This is a genomic window from Afipia birgiae 34632 (assembly GCF_000308295.2).
GTDB classification, from domain to species: Bacteria; Pseudomonadota; Alphaproteobacteria; order Rhizobiales; family Xanthobacteraceae; genus Afipia; species Afipia birgiae.
The window spans coordinates 2,793,983-2,811,554 of sequence record NZ_HG326652.1; the positions used below are offsets into that span (position 1 = coordinate 2,793,983).

Here is a 17,572-nt window from a genome sequence, read left to right on the forward strand (position 1 = left end):
GGGGATGACATCGGTTATGCAGCTCAGCGGGGAGAGGGAACGAATGTCCAGTCCGGCCGGATGGCGCCGCTGACGCCTTCGAATGCGCCGTCAACCAGTTCGCGCACCAGAAGCCGCGCGTGATCGACCGGCCCCGGCATCGTCGCACGCCCCTTCGGAATCCGCTTGAAACCGGTACGGCTGTAGTACGCCTCGTCACCGACCAGCAGCACGAGACTGTGTCCCTTGGTTTTTGCATCTTTCAGGGCGCGGTCGAGCAGCGCCCGGCCGACACCGCGATCGCGAAACGGCGGCTCGACAGTGAGCGGCCCGAGCAACAGCGCCGGTGTATTGCCGACACAGATCGGCAATTGCCGCACCGAGCCGACCATCAGCGTGCCGATCCGCGCAGTAAACGACAGGTCGAGCAGATGATCGACATGCTCGCGCAGCCGATAGGCGCTGAGTGCGTAACGGCCGGGGCCGAACGTGCGTTCGTGCAGGCGCTCAATGGCCTGCTCGTCGCCGGGGGTCTCGGCCAGGATGGTCAGGGAAAGATCGGACATATCAGACGCGCAGATAGCATCTGGCGCGGGCACGGTCCATTGGTTCAACGCGTCGTCGGAGTGAATCTCTCTCTATCATATGGAGCTTTACCCGCCGTCATTCCGGGATGCGCGTCCTTCACGCGCTGACCCGGAATCCAGAACAGGTGGATTCCGGGCTCGCTCGCGTCGTGCTCGCACCCCGGAATGACCCAAATGGTTAAATCCAGTCTTCGGTCAGAGGATGGTTCTCCAGCACTTCCGCGATCCGCGCCCGCGTCCCGCGGGTGGTCTCGGGCGGCAGTTCGGCCGCCCCGAAAAACCCGCACGCCACAATCTCATGATTGGGCTCGGGCAACCGGTCCTGCCGGTACTGGCGCACGACATAGACCGCGACATGGTCGCGCGGCGACACCCGGCGGTTGAAGAACAGGCCATGCAGCCGCGGCTCGCCGGTCATCTCGATCCGGCCTTCCTCGATCAATTCGCGCTTCAGCGAACTCAGAAAGGTTTCGCCGGTTTCAACGCCGCCTCCGGGCAGATGCCAGCCGGAGACATAACTGTGCTTGACCAGGAACACGCGGTTCTCACCATCGAGCACAACCGCGCGCACGCCGAGCGTCATGCCCCGGGCAAACCGTGAATAGAAATGAAAGACGCGACGGATCAAAGGCTCGAACCGCAGCCGGGCGTCCTGAATGTTCATGGCGCGAGATTCCGTCCGGCGATCGTGTTATGTCAGTCTGTCCCCGAACGCATGACATGAGGACGCGAGAGTGGTTGCGAACTGGAGCGTGATAGCATTTCGATCCCTGACGGTCACGTTTCAATGACGTCGTTCGTGCTCGCGCATCTGTCCGATCCGCATCTCGGCCCGATGCCGCGACCGCGGCTGCGTGAACTCGCCGGCAAGCGCGCGATCGGATATCTCAACTGGCAGCGCAAGCGGCACATGGTCCATCGCCGCGAGGTGCTCGGCGAACTCGTCGCCGACATGCACGCGCAACAGCCCGATCACATCGCCGTCACCGGTGACCTCGTCAACATCGCGCTCCCTCTCGAGTTCGCCGAAGCCCGCAGGTGGCTGGAGAGCGTTGGCGCACCGGATCACGTCTCGCTGGTGCCAGGCAATCACGACGCCTATGTGCGCGGCATCCGCGAGCACTTTCCCTATTCGTGGGCGGACTATTTTCGCGGCGACAGCATTGCAGCAAACAGCGATACAGCCTTTCCCTATTTACGCCGCCGCGGGCCGCTGGCGCTGATCGGCGTATCGACTGCCGTTCCGACCGCGCCGTTCATGGCGACCGGGCGGCTCGGACAGCAACAGCGCGGCGATCTCGAGAAGCTGCTGCAACAGCTGGCAACCGAGAATTTGTTTCGCGTGCTGATGATCCATCACCCGCCGGTGACGTCGCCCGGGCGATGGGCGGCGCGGCTGCGCGATTCCGATGAACTGCTCGAACTGATCTCACGTTACGGCGTCGATCTGATCTTGCACGGACACGATCATCGTCATGCCACCATCTGGCTCGACGGACCGTGCGGACGCATTCCCGCAATCGGCGTGCCGTCGGCCTCCGCCATGGCGCACGGGCACAATCACCCCGCGGCCTACAATCTGTTTGCGATTGAACGGGCCAGCGACACATGGCGCTGCGATCACCGCGTACGCGGATTCACCGACGGGACGCTCGGCGCGATCAGGGACGAGCGGCTGATCTAGGATTTGCACTCACCCCCACCCCGGCGCTACGCGCCGACCCTCCCCACAAGGGGAGGGAGAAGAAGGGGCACATCATTGCAACGGCACATCCCTCCCCTCGATGGCGAGGGTGGCTGACCAAAGGTCAGCCGGGTGGGGTGATTTATGAAACCAATTTGATGCTGCGGTAAAAACTAAATTCCGCGCAGCGCCATCACCAGCGCGAAGCCGAACAGCGCAGCGAGACCTGCGGCGAATCCAAACGCAAACGTCCACACAGCGCTGCGGCGCTTCGCGGGAACAGGGGCGGCGGTTGCAGCGGCGGCAGCTGTCACGACTGGCGCGGGGGCCGGGGCTGGCGTCACCACCATCGCATGTTCGCGCTCGATCAAGCGGCGCGCGATATAGTCGGTTACCGCATCAACCATCACCGGGATGTCGTGCGATTCAGCAATCACGATTCGGCCGAACCGGGTGTCCTGCGTGAAGCGATAGATTCGCTTGTCGCGCCCCATCGCGATATGCGCCACGGCGTCGATCCACAACCGCGGCGTGTCGCCCTGGCTGATGCCGCGATCGAACAGGTCGACCCCCGGCGGAATTTCCGAGAACAGCGAATCAAGCGCCTCGTGCAAAATCTCGAGCCGGGCGACTTCCGCGTCGCGCAGATCGACGACGACGCCGGTCCGATCCGCGGCTTCGATACGGGCTTTACGCAAGGCATCGCGCAACCGAACCGGGCTCGGTTTGCCCGCCAAATCGTTCGGGACGCTCTGTTCCGCCATGATCTGAAGACCTCGGGTTCGATAGCATTATTTTGACCCGCTTAATCTATCAGTAACCCTGTTCCGCCGCAAAGGTCCCAGGCGCTTTCGCGTGCCATTTCATGGCGTTGTTCATGTCCCAAAATGAAAAACGGCCCTGTTCCCAGCGGAACAAGGCCGTAAATCGGGCGGGCGAACCTCGCCCCGGGAGCTGTCAGGTGCTGCTGGTGCGGTGAGGTTCTTCCACAATGGAGAAACGCACGCCCGCGCGATGACGGTTTTCTTCCGAGACGACACGCCAGGCATCCTCGGCCTCCTTGCGGGTCTTGAACGGACCCTGGACCTGAGCCGAGCCTTCCACGAGCTTGTGGAAGTTCATCGAGCCGAACTCACCGCCAATCACCCAGAAATTGCTGCCGCTCATTTGTGTCTCCGTCAGTTAGCTTGAAGTGCAATAGACTGTTTTGTGAACATGATCGTTTCGGAAAATCAATCCACTTCCGGTTCATGCTCGGCATTTCAGCCGCTTGCACCTTCGCGCCGTGTATTGATCCTGGACCCTATCTAGTCACGTTGCCGCCGTTTGTAATGCAAATTCTGCATTAATCCAGTGTGGCGGTTTGCAGGTTCGCATCATTTTACAGCGCGCAGGCGCGTCACAAACAATCAGTCGGACGAGAACCCGAACGGAACGCTCAGCCGCCGGTAATCGTCGGGAAGAAGTTCGCGGCCGATCGGAAGTTCGGATCGCGCGGCGCATGTCGGACGATGGCAGACGCGGCATGCGACGCCGATCGGCGTCGGCGCATCGGCGCGAGGCCCGGATTCATCGCTGGTATAGATCAGCTTTTCGGCATGCTCAGCGGCGCAACCAATCGCAATCGCACGCTCCACGCGTACCGCGCCGAACGAGCCCCCACCGGCGGTGACTGTGCGGGCAATGGAAAAGAATCGCTGACCGTCAGGCAATTCCAGCCACTGCGTCACGATCTGGCGCGGCGTTTTGAAGACTCCGTGAACTGACCACAGCGGACAGGCTCCTCCGTGCTTCGCGAAGGGAAAGCCTGCGCCGTCGAGCAATTTCGAAATATTGCCAGCCGGATCGACGCGGATCAAAAAGAACGGAACCTTTTCCGAACCCGGTCTCTGCAACGTCGTGATGCGATGCGCCGTCTGCTCGAAGCTGGTTCCGAACTGGCGCGCCAGCGCTTCAACATCGTAACGACGCGTCTCCGCCGCTTTGGCGAATGCGGAATACGGCATGATGAGCGCGGCGGCTGCGTAACTCGCAAGCGACCGGTGCGCCAGCAGTTCGCCGCTCTTGGTGCTGAATTGGCCGGCTTTCAGCGCGGCACCGATCTCATCCTCAAATTCGAGATAGGCGAGTTGCTGGGCCAGTTGGAAATTGAAGCTCGCGGTGTCGAGCGAGTCGTCAAACAGGATTTCCTTGCGGTGACGATCCAGCCGTCTGACCGAGCCGAGCATGACATCGGGCGGCAGGTGGCGAACGCGCAGGTTATGGCGGCTGCTCAGCCGTTCGATAAACCAGCCCTGACCTGCAGGACCATGCAAAATTCGCTCGGCCGCGTCGTCGAGATCCGCGAAATTATTCCGGCGCGCGGCCAGAAACCGCCGGACTTCCGCAACCGGGTCATTGACGTCCAAACCGCCGCGTCCCGAGCCCGATGCAGTCCCGGTCAAACCGGGACTTCTGCGATCTGCCAGTGCGAGCTGTTCTTCGCGGTAGGCCGTGTAGAGCCGCAGGAATGCTTCCGCCAGTCCCGGATAGCCGATTGCGATATCGCTGATTTCAAGCGGAGGAATATCGATATCGGCAAACATCGGCTCCTTGAGAACCGCCTGCATGCGCGCGGTATGATCTGCGCCGCCATCGCCCGCGAGATCCGCGAGATCGATCTTGTAGGTGCGCGCCAGGCGAAGCAGCATATCCGCCGTCACCGGCCGCTGATTGCGCTCCAGAAGCGCCACATAGGGCGCGGAGATGTCCAGATCGGCCGCCATATCGGCCTGCGTCAGCCCCAGATCGCGCCGCAGCCGCCGCAGCCGCGGCCCCATAAAAACCGAGCGAATTGTCGATGTAGCCATGGGCGGTCATCCTGCCAAACCAGCCAAATTGTAAAGTAATTACAGCATTACAATTAAAGTTTGTAAAGTCTGACAAGCTATCTTCGAAACCCCTAGCGATTGACCGCGCGATGCGTTGAAACAGTGGCAACTTCACAAGGGATCACAACCATGAATTACCAATCGCGCGGAATTTCCGACCAAGCAATTCAAGGCCCGGCTTCCTATCAGGCCGAGATCACTGCGGCTGAGGCCCTCCTCAAGGGCCACACGACATGGAACGGCGTCACCGCCGAGGCCGTTGCACGCATGCGCCTGCAGAACCGCTTCAGGACCGGCCTGGACGTCGCCCGCTACACCGCGGACGTGATGCGCGCGGACATGGCCGCGTATGACGCCGATCCGACCAAGTACACCCAGTCGCTGGGTTGCTGGCACGGCTTCATCGCCCAGCAGAAGCTGATCTCGATCAAGAAGCACTTCGGCGGCAAGACCGACCGCCGTTACCTCTATCTGTCGGGCTGGATGATCGCGGCGCTGCGCTCCGAATTCGGACCGCTGCCGGATCAGTCCATGCATGAAAAGACCTCGGTGCCGGCGCTGATCGAAGAGCTTTACACCTTCCTGCGTCAGGCCGACTCGCGCGAACTCAACGACATTTTCCGCGAACTCGACGCCGCGCGTAAGGCCGGCGACAAGGCCAAGGAAACGGCGCTGATCGCGAAGATCGACAATTTCCAGACCCACGTCGTGCCTGTCATCGCCGACATCGACGCTGGCTTCGGCAATGCCGAAGCAACCTATCTGCTCGCCAAGAAGATGATCGAAGCAGGCGCGTGCGCCCTGCAGATTGAAAATCAGGTCTCCGACGAAAAGCAGTGCGGCCATCAGGACGGCAAGGTGACCGTGCCGCACGAAGTCTTCCTCGCGAAGATCCGCGCCTGCCGCCACGCGTTTCTCGAAATGGGCGTGGACAACGGCATCATCGTGACCCGTACCGACTCGCTCGGCGCAGGCCTCACCCAGCAGATCGCTGTCAGCCACAAGCCGGGCGATCTCGGCGACCAGTACAACAGCTTCCTCGATTGCGACGAAGTTGACGCGTCCAAGATCGGCAACGGCGATGTCATCATCAGCCGTAACGGCAAGCTGCTGCGTCCGAAGCGTCTGCCGAGCAACCTGTATCAGTTCCGCTCCGGCACCGGCGTCGACCGCTGCGTCCTCGACAGCATCACCTCGCTGCAGAACGGCGCTGACCTGCTGTGGATCGAAACCGAGCGACCGAACATCGCGCAGATCGCCGAAATGGTCGATCGCGTCCGCGAGGTGATCCCGAACGCGAAGCTCGCCTACAACAACTCGCCGTCGTTCAACTGGACGCTGAACTTCCGCTGGCAGGTGTTCGACGAGTGGAAAGCCGCCGGTAAGGACGTCAGCAAGTACAACCGCGCCGACCTGATGAAGGTGGAGTATGACGAGACGCCGCTGGCGATCGAAGCCGACCAGCTCATCCGCACCTTCCAGGCGGATTCGGCAAAGCGCGCCGGCATCTTCCACCACCTGATCACGCTGCCGACCTATCACACGGCAGCGCTGTCGACCGATAACCTCTCGAAGGAATATTTCGGCGATCAGGGCATGCTCGGCTACGTGAAGAACGTTCAGCGTGCGGAAATCCGCCAGGGTATCGCCTGCGCGAAGCACCAGAACATGGCCGGCTCCGATATCGGCGACGACCACAAGGAGTACTTCGCGGGCGAAGCGGCCCTGAAGGCGGGCGGTGCCCACAACACGATGAACCAGTTCGGCTAAGGATCTGGCACGACACAATCACAAAAACAGAATGCCCGGCTTCGGCCGGGCATTTTCTTTTGCGACAGTAAATCCCCAGGGATCGCTATGGCGAAAATCGCTTACTTGTGTTGGAGTACAGATGGTTTTAGCCAACCGCCTTCCCTATTCCCGTTTTGCCTTTTTGATATGGTCCCGATGTCTATTTCCTCCCTCCTTCGTCCTGCCTCTGCCCTTCTCATTGCCTTTGGTCTGTTCGCGACGCCCGCTGCTGCACAGTCCGGTGCGCGCTGTCACAACGGCCAGAGCTTTGATCAGTTTCTGACGCAACTGAAACAAGACGCGGTCGCTGCCGGCGTGTCGCAGCGTGCGATTGCCGCCGCCTCACCCGGCATGGTGTACGATCAGGGCATCGTGAACCGCGACCGTGGCCAGCGCGTCTTCGGCCAGATCTTCACCGAGTTCTCTGGTCGTATGGCCTCCGAAGGCCGCCGCGTGAGGGGCCAACAGCTCATCCAGACTTATGCGCAGGCCTTCGCGCGCGCCGAGAAGGAATACGGCGTACCACCTGCGGTGATCACAGCATTCTGGGCGCTGGAGAGCGACTTCGGCGCGGTTCAGGGCAAGCTGCCGACGCTGCGCTCGCTGGTCTCGCTGGCTTATGACTGCCGCCGCTCCGAGATGTTCCGACAGGAAACCATCGCAGCGCTGAAGATCATCGACCGCGGCGATCTTTCGCCTGCCGAGATGATCGGCTCATGGGCTGGCGAACTTGGCCAGGCGCAATTTCTGCCGCGCCACTACTTCGATTATGCCGTGGACTACGACGGCGACGGCCACCGCAACATGCTGCGCAGCGCGCCCGACGTGATTGGCTCGACCGCGAACTACATCGCGAACGGATTGAAATGGCGGCGCGGCGAGCCGTGGCTGCAGGAGATCCGCGTGCCCGCGAACCTTCCCTGGGATCAGGCAGATCTCACCATCAAGCATCCGCGCTCGAAATGGGCCGTATGGGGCGTGACCTATGCCGATGGACGTCCATTACCGAAGGACGACCTGCCGGCTTCCGTACTGCTGCCCATGGGGCGCCTTGGGCCGGCGTTTCTCGCCTATCCGAATTTCGCCGCCTACACCGAATGGAATAATTCGCTGATCTATTCCACCACCGCCGGCTATCTCGCCACCCGCATCGCCGGCGCAGGTCCGATGCGAAAACCTGCAACGCCCGTTGCGCAATTGCCGTTCAACGAAATCAAGGAATTGCAGCAACTGCTCGCACGCCAAGGCTACAACGTCGGCAAGATCGACGGCATTCTCGGCCAGCAGAGCCGCATCGCGATCAAGACCATGCAGACGAAGTACGGCCTGCCCGCCGATTCGTGGCCGACCGCCGAACTGCTGGCGCGGATGCGCGGCGGACCCGGCTGATTGTCACACATCGGCCTTGTAAGGCCACGGGGAACATCTACATCGGGCTAGCCTGACTTCATGGCAAGATTTTCCCTGAAAGGTTGCCCAACGTGTCCATCTCATTCTACGACGGCTCAGCTCCGGTCTTTATCCGCACATTGAACGCGCTTTCAGCCATTCTGACCAAGGCCGAGGCACACGCCGCCGCAAACAAGATCGCGCCAGGCGACCTGCTTGAGGCGCGGCTGCATCCGACGATGTATCCGCTGACGAAGCAGGTTCAGCTCGCGTGCGACTTCTCCGGCAAGGCCTGCGCGCGTTTCACGCAAACCGAATTGCCGGTGATGGCCGATACCGAGACCACCTTCGCGGAATTGCAGGCGCGGATCAAAAAGGTTCTGGCGAACATCGAGGCTCTGCCGCCGGCCAAGTATGAAGGCGCCGAAAAGCGCGAGATTACGTTTCCCGTCGGTCCCGGCCAGACCATGACACTGACCGGCCAGCAGTTTCTCAATCACTCGGCGATACCGCAGTTCTTTTTCCATTGCACCACCGCCTACGACATCCTGCGTCACAAGGGCGTCGAGTTGGGCAAGCGCGACTTCCTCGGTGTTGCGTAAGAGCTAGCGCGTTTCATACGTCCTGAAAGCACCCTTCATGTCGCTGTTCGATTCGTCAGTGCCCGCGTTTGTTCAGACCCTGACCAGCCTTTCCGCGGTTCTCGACAAGGCAGAAGCCCACGCGAAGGCCAGGGGAATTCAGCCGGACGCCCTGCTCGGCGCGCGGCTGTTTCCCGACATGTTTCCGCTCACCCTCCAAATCCAGCATGCCTGCGATCTGGCGGGAAGGGCCTGTGCACGCCTCGCACAGGTTGAAATCCCTATAACCGCTGATACCGAAACGACCTTCGCCGAGTTGAATCAACGCATCGGGAAGACCATCGCGTATGTGAGGGCATTCGAGCGCTCACAGTTCGACGGTGCGGAAACACGAAACATCACCGTCGACGTTGGTTCCGGACGACCCGTGCCCCTCAGCGGTCAACGGTATTTGAGCAATTTCGCGCTGCCGAGTTTCTATTTCCACGCCACCACCGCCTACGACATCCTTCGTCACAACGGCGTCGAACTCGGCAAGCGAGATTTCCTCGGCGCAGTCTGACGCCACCGCTTCATCGCCTGGGAAGCATCGCGCAATGGCGCCGACAGCGCCTTTCGGCTTTCTGGCCTCCAGTTGAGAGGTGGTCATGCTGCATTGTTCCTGAGGTCGAATGAATCCTTCTAAGGAAGCGCAATCGCTGTTCCGTGATGGCCAACACATGTCTGCCATTCAGCGCGGCTGAACGGGCACTTTTCAATCGGCTGTGACTTGCATTTTCGCGCGCGCGATACTTACATGCATCTGCATCGAAATCGCCTCAGGAAAGAGCAGCCATGTCCGCTTCCAAACTTTTCGACCCCTACAAGCTCGGCGCCGTCACGCTGACCAATCGCGCCGTCATGGCTCCGCTGACGCGCAACCGCGCCGTCGCGGGTTTCGTGCCCAACCCGCTCGCTATCGAATATTACGGGCAGCGCGCCTCGGCCGGGCTGCTCGTCACCGAAGCAAGCCAGGTCTCGCAGCAGGGCCAGGGTTATCAGGACACCCCCGGTATCTACACGAAAGAGCAGGTCGCAGGCTGGCGCAAAGTTACCGACCGCGTTCATGAACGTGGCGGCCACATTTACATTCAGCTCTGGCATGTCGGGCGTGTTTCCCACACCGCGCTGCAGGCGAATGACGGCGCACCGGTGGCGCCGTCCGCAGTCCGCGCCAAGGGCAAGACCTTCGTCGGCGGCACCTTCGTCGATGTGTCCGAGCCCCGCGCACTGGACCTCGGCGAAATCCCCGGCATCATCGACAACTTCAAGCGCGCATCCGCCAATGCGCTCGCAGCCGGTTTCGACGGCGTCGAAATTCACGGCGCGAACGGCTATCTGCTCGACCAGTTCGCCAAGGACGGCGCCAACAAGCGCACCGATGCCTATGGCGGCTCAATCGAGAACCGCGCACGGCTGATGCTTGAAGTCTCAAAGGCCGTCGCATCTGAGGCAGGCGCCGACCGCACCGGGATTCGCATTTCGCCGGTGACGCCCGCCAACGATGTTTCCGACAGCAATCCGCAGCCGCTGTTCGATCACATCGTCGATCAACTTAACGCGCTGAAGCTGGTCTACATCCACGTCATCGAAGGCGCGACCGGCGGCCCGCGCGACATCGCGCCGTTCGACCATGACAGCCTGCGTAAGCGCTTCAACGGCACCTACATCGCCAACAACGGTTATGACTTCAAGCTGGCGACGGAAGTTCTGGACAAGAACAAGGCGGACCTGATCGCGTTCGGCAAGCTGTTTATTTCAAACCCCGACCTTGTGGAGCGTCTCAAGCTCGGCGCGGCGCTGAACGATTTCGACAAGGCGACGTTCTATGGCGGGAGCGCCAAGGGGTACACCGACTATCCGGCGCTCGGGCGTCAGGCCGCGGCCGAATAACCGGCCATCACGCACATCCAAATTCAAAAGGCCGGGAGCGATCCCGGCCTTCGCCTTGAGATCAACGGTTAAGCGGGAACCGGGTCCAACTGCCCGGCGAGGAATCTCGTGGCGGCGCGCTCTGCCTCGCGCGCGTTCTTGAAAACGCGGCCATCAAGCGGATTGAATTTGTGAACCGCCGCGAAAAAACGAAAACCCGATTTCTCACGAACGACGATGCCTGCGGCTTCCGAGCTGACTTCGATGATGTAGGTGTCCGACATGTTTCTTATCCGTGCCCCGTCTTGGGTTCCTCACGCGCAATAACTCCGAAGGGCTGAAAAGGTTTCAGCCCTGAGCTGTCCAACACATCACTCGTCTCCCCGATTGTTATGCACATTCCGGGCCATCGCTTCAGGCCGGATTTCCATCCGACATGACTTCAAAACAGACGCGCACTGACTCTCCACGAGCAGCCCGCCGCACCTGTAGGCGCTTCGCGCGACAGTTTTATAACTGGAATGCAGAGGCCGGAAGATCGTCACCACGCCGCGACAAAATAGCAATGCCGGTTACGTGCAACGCCACAAAACGAGACGAACGAATTCGTGCAACCGTCACAGTCGCGAAAAATTGCCTAGTGCATTGAGGACGAATCGTTCCGTCAGGCGCTGACGGATTGCGAATGCTGACGGATAGGTTGCGGACGGCCCTCGTCGTCGATAGCGACGTAGGTATAGTTCCCGTCGGTCACGAGAATCAGTTGCGATTCATTCCGGCGCTGCACCCACGCTTCGATATGGACAGTGATAGAGGTGCGGCCGAGCCGGGCCGTGGTGCAAAAACCGAAACCACGTCGCCGACATTGACCGGCTTGCGGAAGGTCATTGCCTCGATCGCGACCGTGACGGCGCGGCTCTGCGAAACCTTGGACGCAAAAATACCGCCCGCAATATCCATCTGGCTGAGCAGCCAGCCGCCGAAGATGTCGCCGTTCTGGTTGGTGTCCGCCGGCATCGCCATGGTGCGGATCGACAGTTCGCCCTCTGGCGCGGCTGGGGCGGGCGCGGCGTGAACAGGCGTATCTGCCATCGGTGGAATCCGTCAAATGAAGCCGAGCGACTCAGGCGAAGGTATCCCACCCCGCGTCCGGTTTAAAGCGTTCGCCGAACTTCGCTTCCAGCGCACTCAATGCGGTAGCGACATTCGCAGCACCACGGGTCCGGGCATAATTCAGCGGGCCGCCGCGGAACGGCGCGTAACCCGTGCCGAAGATCATCGCACCATCCACCACGTCGCCGTTGTCGACGATGCCTTCGCGCAGACAGGCGACGCAGACATTCGACATCGGTAGAACGAGGCGGTTGATCATCTCCTCGGTCGGCTGAACCGGCGACGGCATCTTCACCGCCCTGCCATCCTTCCATTCGTAGAAGCCCTTGCCGGTCTTGCGGCCAAGCTCACCTTTCTTGACCTTGTCGCGCAGCCAGTCCGGCGCGGCGGGCAATGCCCTTTCGCCGAATTTCGAGCGCAGCATGTCCCCGACCGCGAGACAGATATCGAGCCCGACCTGATCAGCCAGTTCGATCGGCCCCATCGGCATGCCGAACTTCTCGGCCGCAGCATCAATGACCGCCTTGTCAACTTTTTCGTCGAGCATGACCATCGCTTCCAGCATGTATGGTGTCAGCGCACGGTTGACGAGGAAGCCCGGCGAACTCTTCACTGGCAGCGGAAGGCGATCGATGGCGCCGACAAACTTCAATGCGGTCGCCAGCGCCTGCGGATCGACGGTGTCGTGGCTGACCACCTCGACCAATTGCAGGCGCGATACAGGATTGAAAAAATGCAGGCCCAGCAGCCGCTCGGGATTCTTCAGCGTGGTGCGCAGATCCTGCAACGGAATACTGGACGTATTGGTGGCAAGGATCGCGCCGGCTTTCATGACCGGCTCGAGCCCGGCATAGACCCTCTGCTTCAGTTCGAGTTTTTCCGGCACCGCCTCAATAATGAGATCGGCGTTGCGCACGCCCTCGCCGTTCATATCCGGAATCAGCCTGTCGAGCGCGTCGCGCCGGTCGGTTGTCTTGCGGATGATTTTGCCGAACAGATCGGCCGCACGCTTGATCGCGCCGGCAATCGGTTCCGCCTTCATGTCGGCCAGCGTCACACGCAGACCCTGATGAGCGCACCAGGCCGCGATGTCGCCACCCATCGCACCCGCACCGATGACATGGACGTGTTTTACCGTGTTCCTGCCGTCGGCGAGTTTCTTCATCTGCTCACGCAGGAAGAACACGCGGATCAGGTTCTGCGCGGTCGGCGTCACCATCAGATTGGCGAACGAAGCCTTCTCCGCGGCCAGCATCGCGGCGCGGTCGCCGCCGTGCTTCTCCCACAGATCGACCAGCGCGTAAGGCGCAGGATAATGCTCCTTCGGCGCGGTCTTCGCCGCCTCGCCGCGCATCCGGTTTGCGAGCAAACCGCGCACCGGGCCGAGATTCATCGCCTTGGCGAGCAGGCCCTGCCGGTGTGGCTTCAGCCGCCCGAAGATCGCGTCCTTGACCGCGCCGCGTACATGACGCTCCTGCGTCACAGCATCCACCAGCCCCAACGTCTTCGCCTTGCGCGCGTCGATGGTCTTGCCGGTCAGCATCATGGTCATCGACTCAAGCGGACTGACGAGATGCGTGAAGCGCGCGGTGCCCCCTAAGCCCGGATGCAGGCCGAGCATCACTTCTGGGAAGCCGAAACGCGCATTGTCGATAGCGATGCGGGTGTTGCACGCCAGCGCCACCTCCAGGCCGCCACCGAGACAAAAGCCGTGGATCACGGCGACGCTCGGAACCTTCAGCGCCTCCAGCCGGTCCACGACCGCATGCGCGCGCGCCATCTGAGTTTCGACATCGCGAGGATCGGTGACGCCGCGGAACTCGTTGACGTCCGCGCCCGCGATGAAGCCCGAGAACTTTGCAGAGCGAATGACGATGCCTGCGGGGCGATCCTGCTCCAGCGCGGCGATAACTGTCTCGAATTCCTCCAAGACGCTCGCGGACAGCGTGTTGGCGCTGGTGCCCTCGCGATCGAACAGCAGCCACGCGATGCCATCGCCGTCGCGGGTCAGCTTGAAGTTCCTGTAGGGTCCCGCGACCGGCTCCGGTCCGAGTTCGAGGACGCGGCCTTTGAGAACATCCATGATGCGTGAATCCATGTCCGTTCCCTTACACTGTCTCGATCAGCATCGCGCCGCCAAGGCCACCGCCGATGCATTCGGTGGCGATGCCGCGTTTGGTGCCGAGCCGCTTCATGGCATTCACAAGATGCAGCACAATGCGGTTGCCGCTGGTGCCGACCGGATGTCCGAGACTGATCGCTCCACCGTCGACATTGAGTTTCGTCTGATCAATCTGACCTGCTGCACCGTCAAGTCCCAACACCTCGCGGCAGAACCTGTCATCGTTCCACGCGGCGAGACAGCCAAGAAGTTGCGACGCAAACGCCTCATTTATTTCCCAAGTCTCAATGTCCTCAAGCTTGAGCCTGTTGCGTTTCAGGAGCTCGGTTGACGACAGCACCGGACCGAAGCCCATGATGCCGGGATCAAGTCCCGCCCACTGGCTGTCGACAATGATCGCCTTCGGCTTGAGGCCATACTTGTTGACCGCATCTTCCGACGCCAGAATGGTCCAGCATGCGCCGTCGGTGATCTGCGATGAGTTGCCCGGCGTCACCTGCCCCCATGGCCGCTCGAAAGCTGGCTTCAATCTCGCGAGCTTGTCCATCGACGAATCCGGCCGCACGCCATCGTCGTGATCGTAGAACTTGCCGTCACGCGCGAATGCGGTCTCGACCTCGCCATGCAGAAAGCCCTGCGCCTGCGCGGTGGCCAGCCTGCGATGGCTTTCCACTGCATAGGCATCGGCCTGCTCACGGGTCACGCCCATCAGATGTGCGACCACTTCGGCGGTCTGCCCCATGTTGAGATCGGTGATCGGATCGGTTAACCCGCGCTCAAGACCGATGATCGGCTTGAAATACGAAGGCCGCGCTTTCAGGAACGCCGTGATCTTCGACATCGAGTTCCTCGCAGACGCGAACTTCGCGAACCAGCGCACGCCCGACTGCGGAAACACCAGCGGTGCATAGCTCAGGGCCTCCGCGCCGCCCGCCAGGATCATGTCGGCCTTTCCTGCCTCAATGTACCGATAGGCTGTGTCGATCGACTGCATCCCGGAGCCGCAATTGATCTGCACCGTGAACGCCAACATGCGCTCGCCCATGCCGAGCCGGAGTGCCGCGACACGCGCCGGATTCATCTCGTCGGCGATGACATTGACGCAGCCGAGGATCACCTGATCGAACGCACTGGGAGCAAACGGTTGCCGCGCCAACAAGGGCCACCCGGCCTGGACCGCGAGATCGACCGGAGTGAATGGCCCCGGCCCGCCTTGTGCTTTCAGGAACGGCGTTCGCGCGCCGTCGATAATGTAAACTGGACGCGCCATCAGCTTGCCGCCCGGTCCGGCGAAGTCTGCTTGAGATCAGGCCGCTCTTTGTAAATCGGCGACAGCGCTTCCGGCGCAAAGTCATCGACCTCGATCACCAACGCGACGGCATCGTGCGCCGCCTTGAGCTTTGCGCCTTCGTCCGCGGTGATGACACCCTGCTTCACGGCTTCGCTCCAGTCGCGGATTTTTACAGCATGCATCTTCTTCTCGATTGCCTCGTTCGCCGTGACCAGCACGAATGCTCGCTCCAGCCGCGCTAGTGGTCCATCGTCGTTGGCGTGATACAATCCTTCGGTCAGCCGGTCGCGCACCACGCCCGGTGCAAGGATCAGTTGCGCGCAGCGATGCACCACCTTGTCGGAGGGTCCGAGCGGATTGGCGCCAAACGGCTGAATCAGGAACTTCAGGATCACGGCCACGAAGCGGTTCGGCATGTTGGCCATCACCTCGGCCAGCCGGTTTTCGATGGTTCGGATACCGTTCGCCATCACCCATTCGAGCGCCGCGAAATCGGCGTCCTGACGGCCCTCGTCCTCCCAACGCTTCAACGCCGCCGAAAGCAGATACAGTTCGGAGAGAACGTCGCCGAACCGCGCCGACAGCATTTCCTTGCGCTTCAGCGCACCGCCCAGCGTCAACAGCGCCATGTCCGAACACAGCGCGAACGCCGCGGAATAACGCGAGAGCTGGCGGTAGTAGCCGGTCGCGGCGCCGGCATCCGGCGCTGGCGCAAACGCTCCGCCGGTCCAGCTTCGGCCACAGGCGCGGAATGTGTTGGTGAGCGCATGACCCACGTGCTTCCAGAACGACGTATCGAAATCTGCCAGACCCTTCTTCTGGTCAGGTTCGCCGATTGCGTTCATCTCCTGCAGCAAATAGGGATGCGCGCGCACCGATCCCTGCCCGAACACGATCAGGTTGCGCGTCAGAATGTTCGCGCCTTCCACCGTAATCGCCACCGGCACCGAACGATAGAGATTGCCCATGTAATTCTGCGGGCCATCGATGACCGCCTTGCCGCCGTGAATATCCATCGCATCATCGACCGTGATGCGCAGGCGCTCTGTGGCGTGCAGTTTCATGATGCCGGAGATCACCGCCGGATGGATACCCTGATTGAGCGCGGCGCAGGTCAGCCTTCGCGCGGCGTCGAGTTGATAGGCCGTGCCGGCGATACGCGCCAACGGCTCCTCGATGCCCTCAAACTTCCCGATCGGAACATGGAATTGCTCGCGGATACGCGCATAGGCACCGGTGGCGCGCGCGCAATACGCCGCGCCTGCGGACGACTGCGACGGCAGCGAGATGCCGCGGCCTGCAGCCAGCGCGATCATCAGCATCTTCCACCCCTGGCCGATGCGCTCCTGCCCGCCGATAATGAAGTCCATCGGAATGAAAACGTCCTTGCCCCAGTTCGGGCCGTTCTGGAACACCTGCATCGCTGGCAGATGGCGATGGCCGATGCTGACGCCCGGCAGATCGGTCGGAATCAGCGCCACCGTGATGCCGAGTTCTTCCTCATTGCCGATCAGGTGATCCGGATCGTACGCCTTGAAGGCCAGACCGAGCAACGTCGCTACCGGACCCAGCGTGATGTATCGCTTGTGCCAGTTCAGCCGCAGGCCCAGCGTCTCCTTGCCGTTGAAGGTGCCCTTGCAGATGATGCCGGTGTCGATCATCGAAGCAGCGTCGGAGCCAGCCTCCGGGCTGGTCAGTCCGAAGCAGGGAATCTCGCGGCCGTCGGCAAGGCCCGGCAGCCATTTGTCGCGCTGCTCCTTGGTGCCGAAGTGCATCAACAGTTCACCCGGCCCGAGCGAGTTGGGCACCATCACCGTGACCGCTGCGGTCACCGAGCGCGACGAGATCTTCCGCACGACCTCGGAATGCGCGTAGGGCGAGAAGCCGAGACCACCGTAGTCCTTCGGAATAATCATTCCGAGAAACCTGTTGCGCTTGATGAACTCCCATACGTCGGGCGGCAGGTCGCGCCATTCCCAGTTGACCTTCCAGTCGTCGATCATCGCGCAAAGCTCTTCGACCGGCCCGTTCAGGAATGCCGTCTCTTCATCGGTGAGCTTTGCCGGTGCAAAGGCCAGCAGCTTCGACCAGTCGGGGTTTCCGGTGAACAGATCAGCGTCCCACCAGACGTCGCCTGCCTCGAGCGCCTCGCGCTCGGTATCGGACATCGGCGGCAGCGCCTTGTGCGCCCACGCGAAGATCGGCTGGGTGATGAGGTCGCGGCGGAAGGAAAAACTCATGGGACGATCCTTTT

15 protein-coding genes and 1 pseudogene are annotated in these 17,572 nt (G+C 61.5%); 6 read left to right on the plus strand and 10 right to left on the minus strand.

What is annotated here, in order from left to right; translation table 11 throughout:
- Positions 1-23: 23 nt before the first annotated feature.
- Entirely contained in the window at positions 24-545 is a 522-nt protein-coding gene (locus BN32_RS13175; RefSeq protein ID WP_019198684.1) for a GNAT family N-acetyltransferase, read from the minus strand.
- A 199-nt stretch (positions 546-744) separates the two neighbouring features.
- Entirely contained in the window at positions 745-1,230 is a 486-nt protein-coding gene (locus BN32_RS13180) for an NUDIX domain-containing protein (RefSeq protein WP_019198685.1), read from the minus strand.
- 123 nt (positions 1,231-1,353) lie between these two features.
- On the opposite strand from BN32_RS13180, the gene BN32_RS13185 reads away from it, so the two are divergent.
- Positions 1,354-2,250 (plus strand): metallophosphoesterase family protein, encoded by an 897-nt coding sequence (locus BN32_RS13185; protein ID WP_019198686.1) that lies wholly within the window; start codon positions 1,354-1,356, stop codon positions 2,248-2,250.
- Between the two features lie 173 nt (positions 2,251-2,423).
- Here BN32_RS13185 and BN32_RS13190 read toward each other — a convergent pair whose 3' ends face one another.
- The 3 genes from BN32_RS13190 to BN32_RS13200 form a co-directional block, all read right to left on the minus strand.
- Positions 2,424-3,014 (minus strand): hypothetical protein, encoded by a 591-nt coding sequence (locus tag BN32_RS13190; RefSeq protein WP_019198687.1) that lies wholly within the window; start codon positions 3,012-3,014, stop codon positions 2,424-2,426.
- A gap of 193 nt (positions 3,015-3,207) precedes the next feature.
- The gene (locus BN32_RS13195) at positions 3,208-3,417 is read right to left on the minus strand and encodes a DUF4170 domain-containing protein (RefSeq protein ID WP_019198688.1); all 210 of its coding nucleotides are present in this window, start codon (positions 3,415-3,417) and stop codon (positions 3,208-3,210) included.
- 242 nt (positions 3,418-3,659) lie between these two features.
- Positions 3,660-5,099: a helix-turn-helix domain-containing protein gene (locus tag BN32_RS13200; RefSeq protein WP_040425691.1), complete on the minus strand. Its 1,440-nt coding sequence runs from the start codon at positions 5,097-5,099 to the stop codon at positions 3,660-3,662.
- Between the two features lie 150 nt (positions 5,100-5,249).
- On the opposite strand from BN32_RS13200, the gene BN32_RS13205 reads away from it, so the two are divergent.
- From BN32_RS13205 to BN32_RS13225, 5 genes are all read left to right on the plus strand, one after another.
- Positions 5,250-6,890, plus strand: coding sequence for an isocitrate lyase (locus BN32_RS13205; protein ID WP_019198690.1), 1,641 nt, complete (start codon positions 5,250-5,252; stop codon positions 6,888-6,890).
- A gap of 177 nt (positions 6,891-7,067) precedes the next feature.
- Positions 7,068-8,300, plus strand: a complete 1,233-nt coding sequence (locus tag BN32_RS13210; protein ID WP_040426438.1) for a lytic murein transglycosylase — start codon at positions 7,068-7,070, stop codon at positions 8,298-8,300.
- A 98-nt stretch (positions 8,301-8,398) separates the two neighbouring features.
- Positions 8,399-8,902, plus strand: a complete 504-nt coding sequence (locus tag BN32_RS13215) for a DUF1993 domain-containing protein (protein WP_040426440.1) — start codon at positions 8,399-8,401, stop codon at positions 8,900-8,902.
- A gap of 37 nt (positions 8,903-8,939) precedes the next feature.
- Positions 8,940-9,443 carry a DUF1993 domain-containing protein gene (locus BN32_RS13220; protein WP_019198693.1) on the plus strand — a complete coding sequence of 168 codons (504 nt, stop codon included), beginning with the start codon at positions 8,940-8,942 and terminating at the stop codon, positions 9,441-9,443.
- Between the two features lie 272 nt (positions 9,444-9,715).
- The gene (locus tag BN32_RS13225; RefSeq protein WP_019198694.1) at positions 9,716-10,813 is read left to right on the plus strand and encodes an alkene reductase; all 1,098 of its coding nucleotides are present in this window, start codon (positions 9,716-9,718) and stop codon (positions 10,811-10,813) included.
- Positions 10,814-10,881: 68 nt separating this feature from the next.
- On the opposite strand, the gene BN32_RS13230 is transcribed toward BN32_RS13225, so the two are convergent.
- From BN32_RS13230 to BN32_RS13250, 5 genes and pseudogenes are all read right to left on the minus strand, one after another.
- Positions 10,882-11,076: a hypothetical protein gene (locus BN32_RS13230; RefSeq protein ID WP_019198695.1), complete on the minus strand. Its 195-nt coding sequence runs from the start codon at positions 11,074-11,076 to the stop codon at positions 10,882-10,884.
- Positions 11,077-11,456: 380 nt separating this feature from the next.
- Positions 11,457-11,884 (minus strand): annotated as a pseudogene (locus BN32_RS13235) (acyl-CoA thioesterase).
- Positions 11,885-11,915: 31 nt separating this feature from the next.
- Positions 11,916-14,003: a 3-hydroxyacyl-CoA dehydrogenase NAD-binding domain-containing protein gene (locus tag BN32_RS13240; RefSeq protein WP_019198696.1), complete on the minus strand. Its 2,088-nt coding sequence runs from the start codon at positions 14,001-14,003 to the stop codon at positions 11,916-11,918.
- Between the two features lie 10 nt (positions 14,004-14,013).
- The gene (locus tag BN32_RS13245) at positions 14,014-15,297 is read right to left on the minus strand and encodes an acetyl-CoA C-acetyltransferase (RefSeq protein ID WP_019198697.1); all 1,284 of its coding nucleotides are present in this window, start codon (positions 15,295-15,297) and stop codon (positions 14,014-14,016) included.
- A complete protein-coding gene (locus tag BN32_RS13250) occupies positions 15,297-17,558 on the minus strand; it encodes an acyl-CoA dehydrogenase (RefSeq protein ID WP_019198698.1) in 2,262 nt (753 codons plus the stop codon). The genes BN32_RS13245 and BN32_RS13250 overlap by 1 nt, the downstream gene beginning before the upstream one ends.
- Positions 17,559-17,572: the final 14 nt, after the last annotated feature.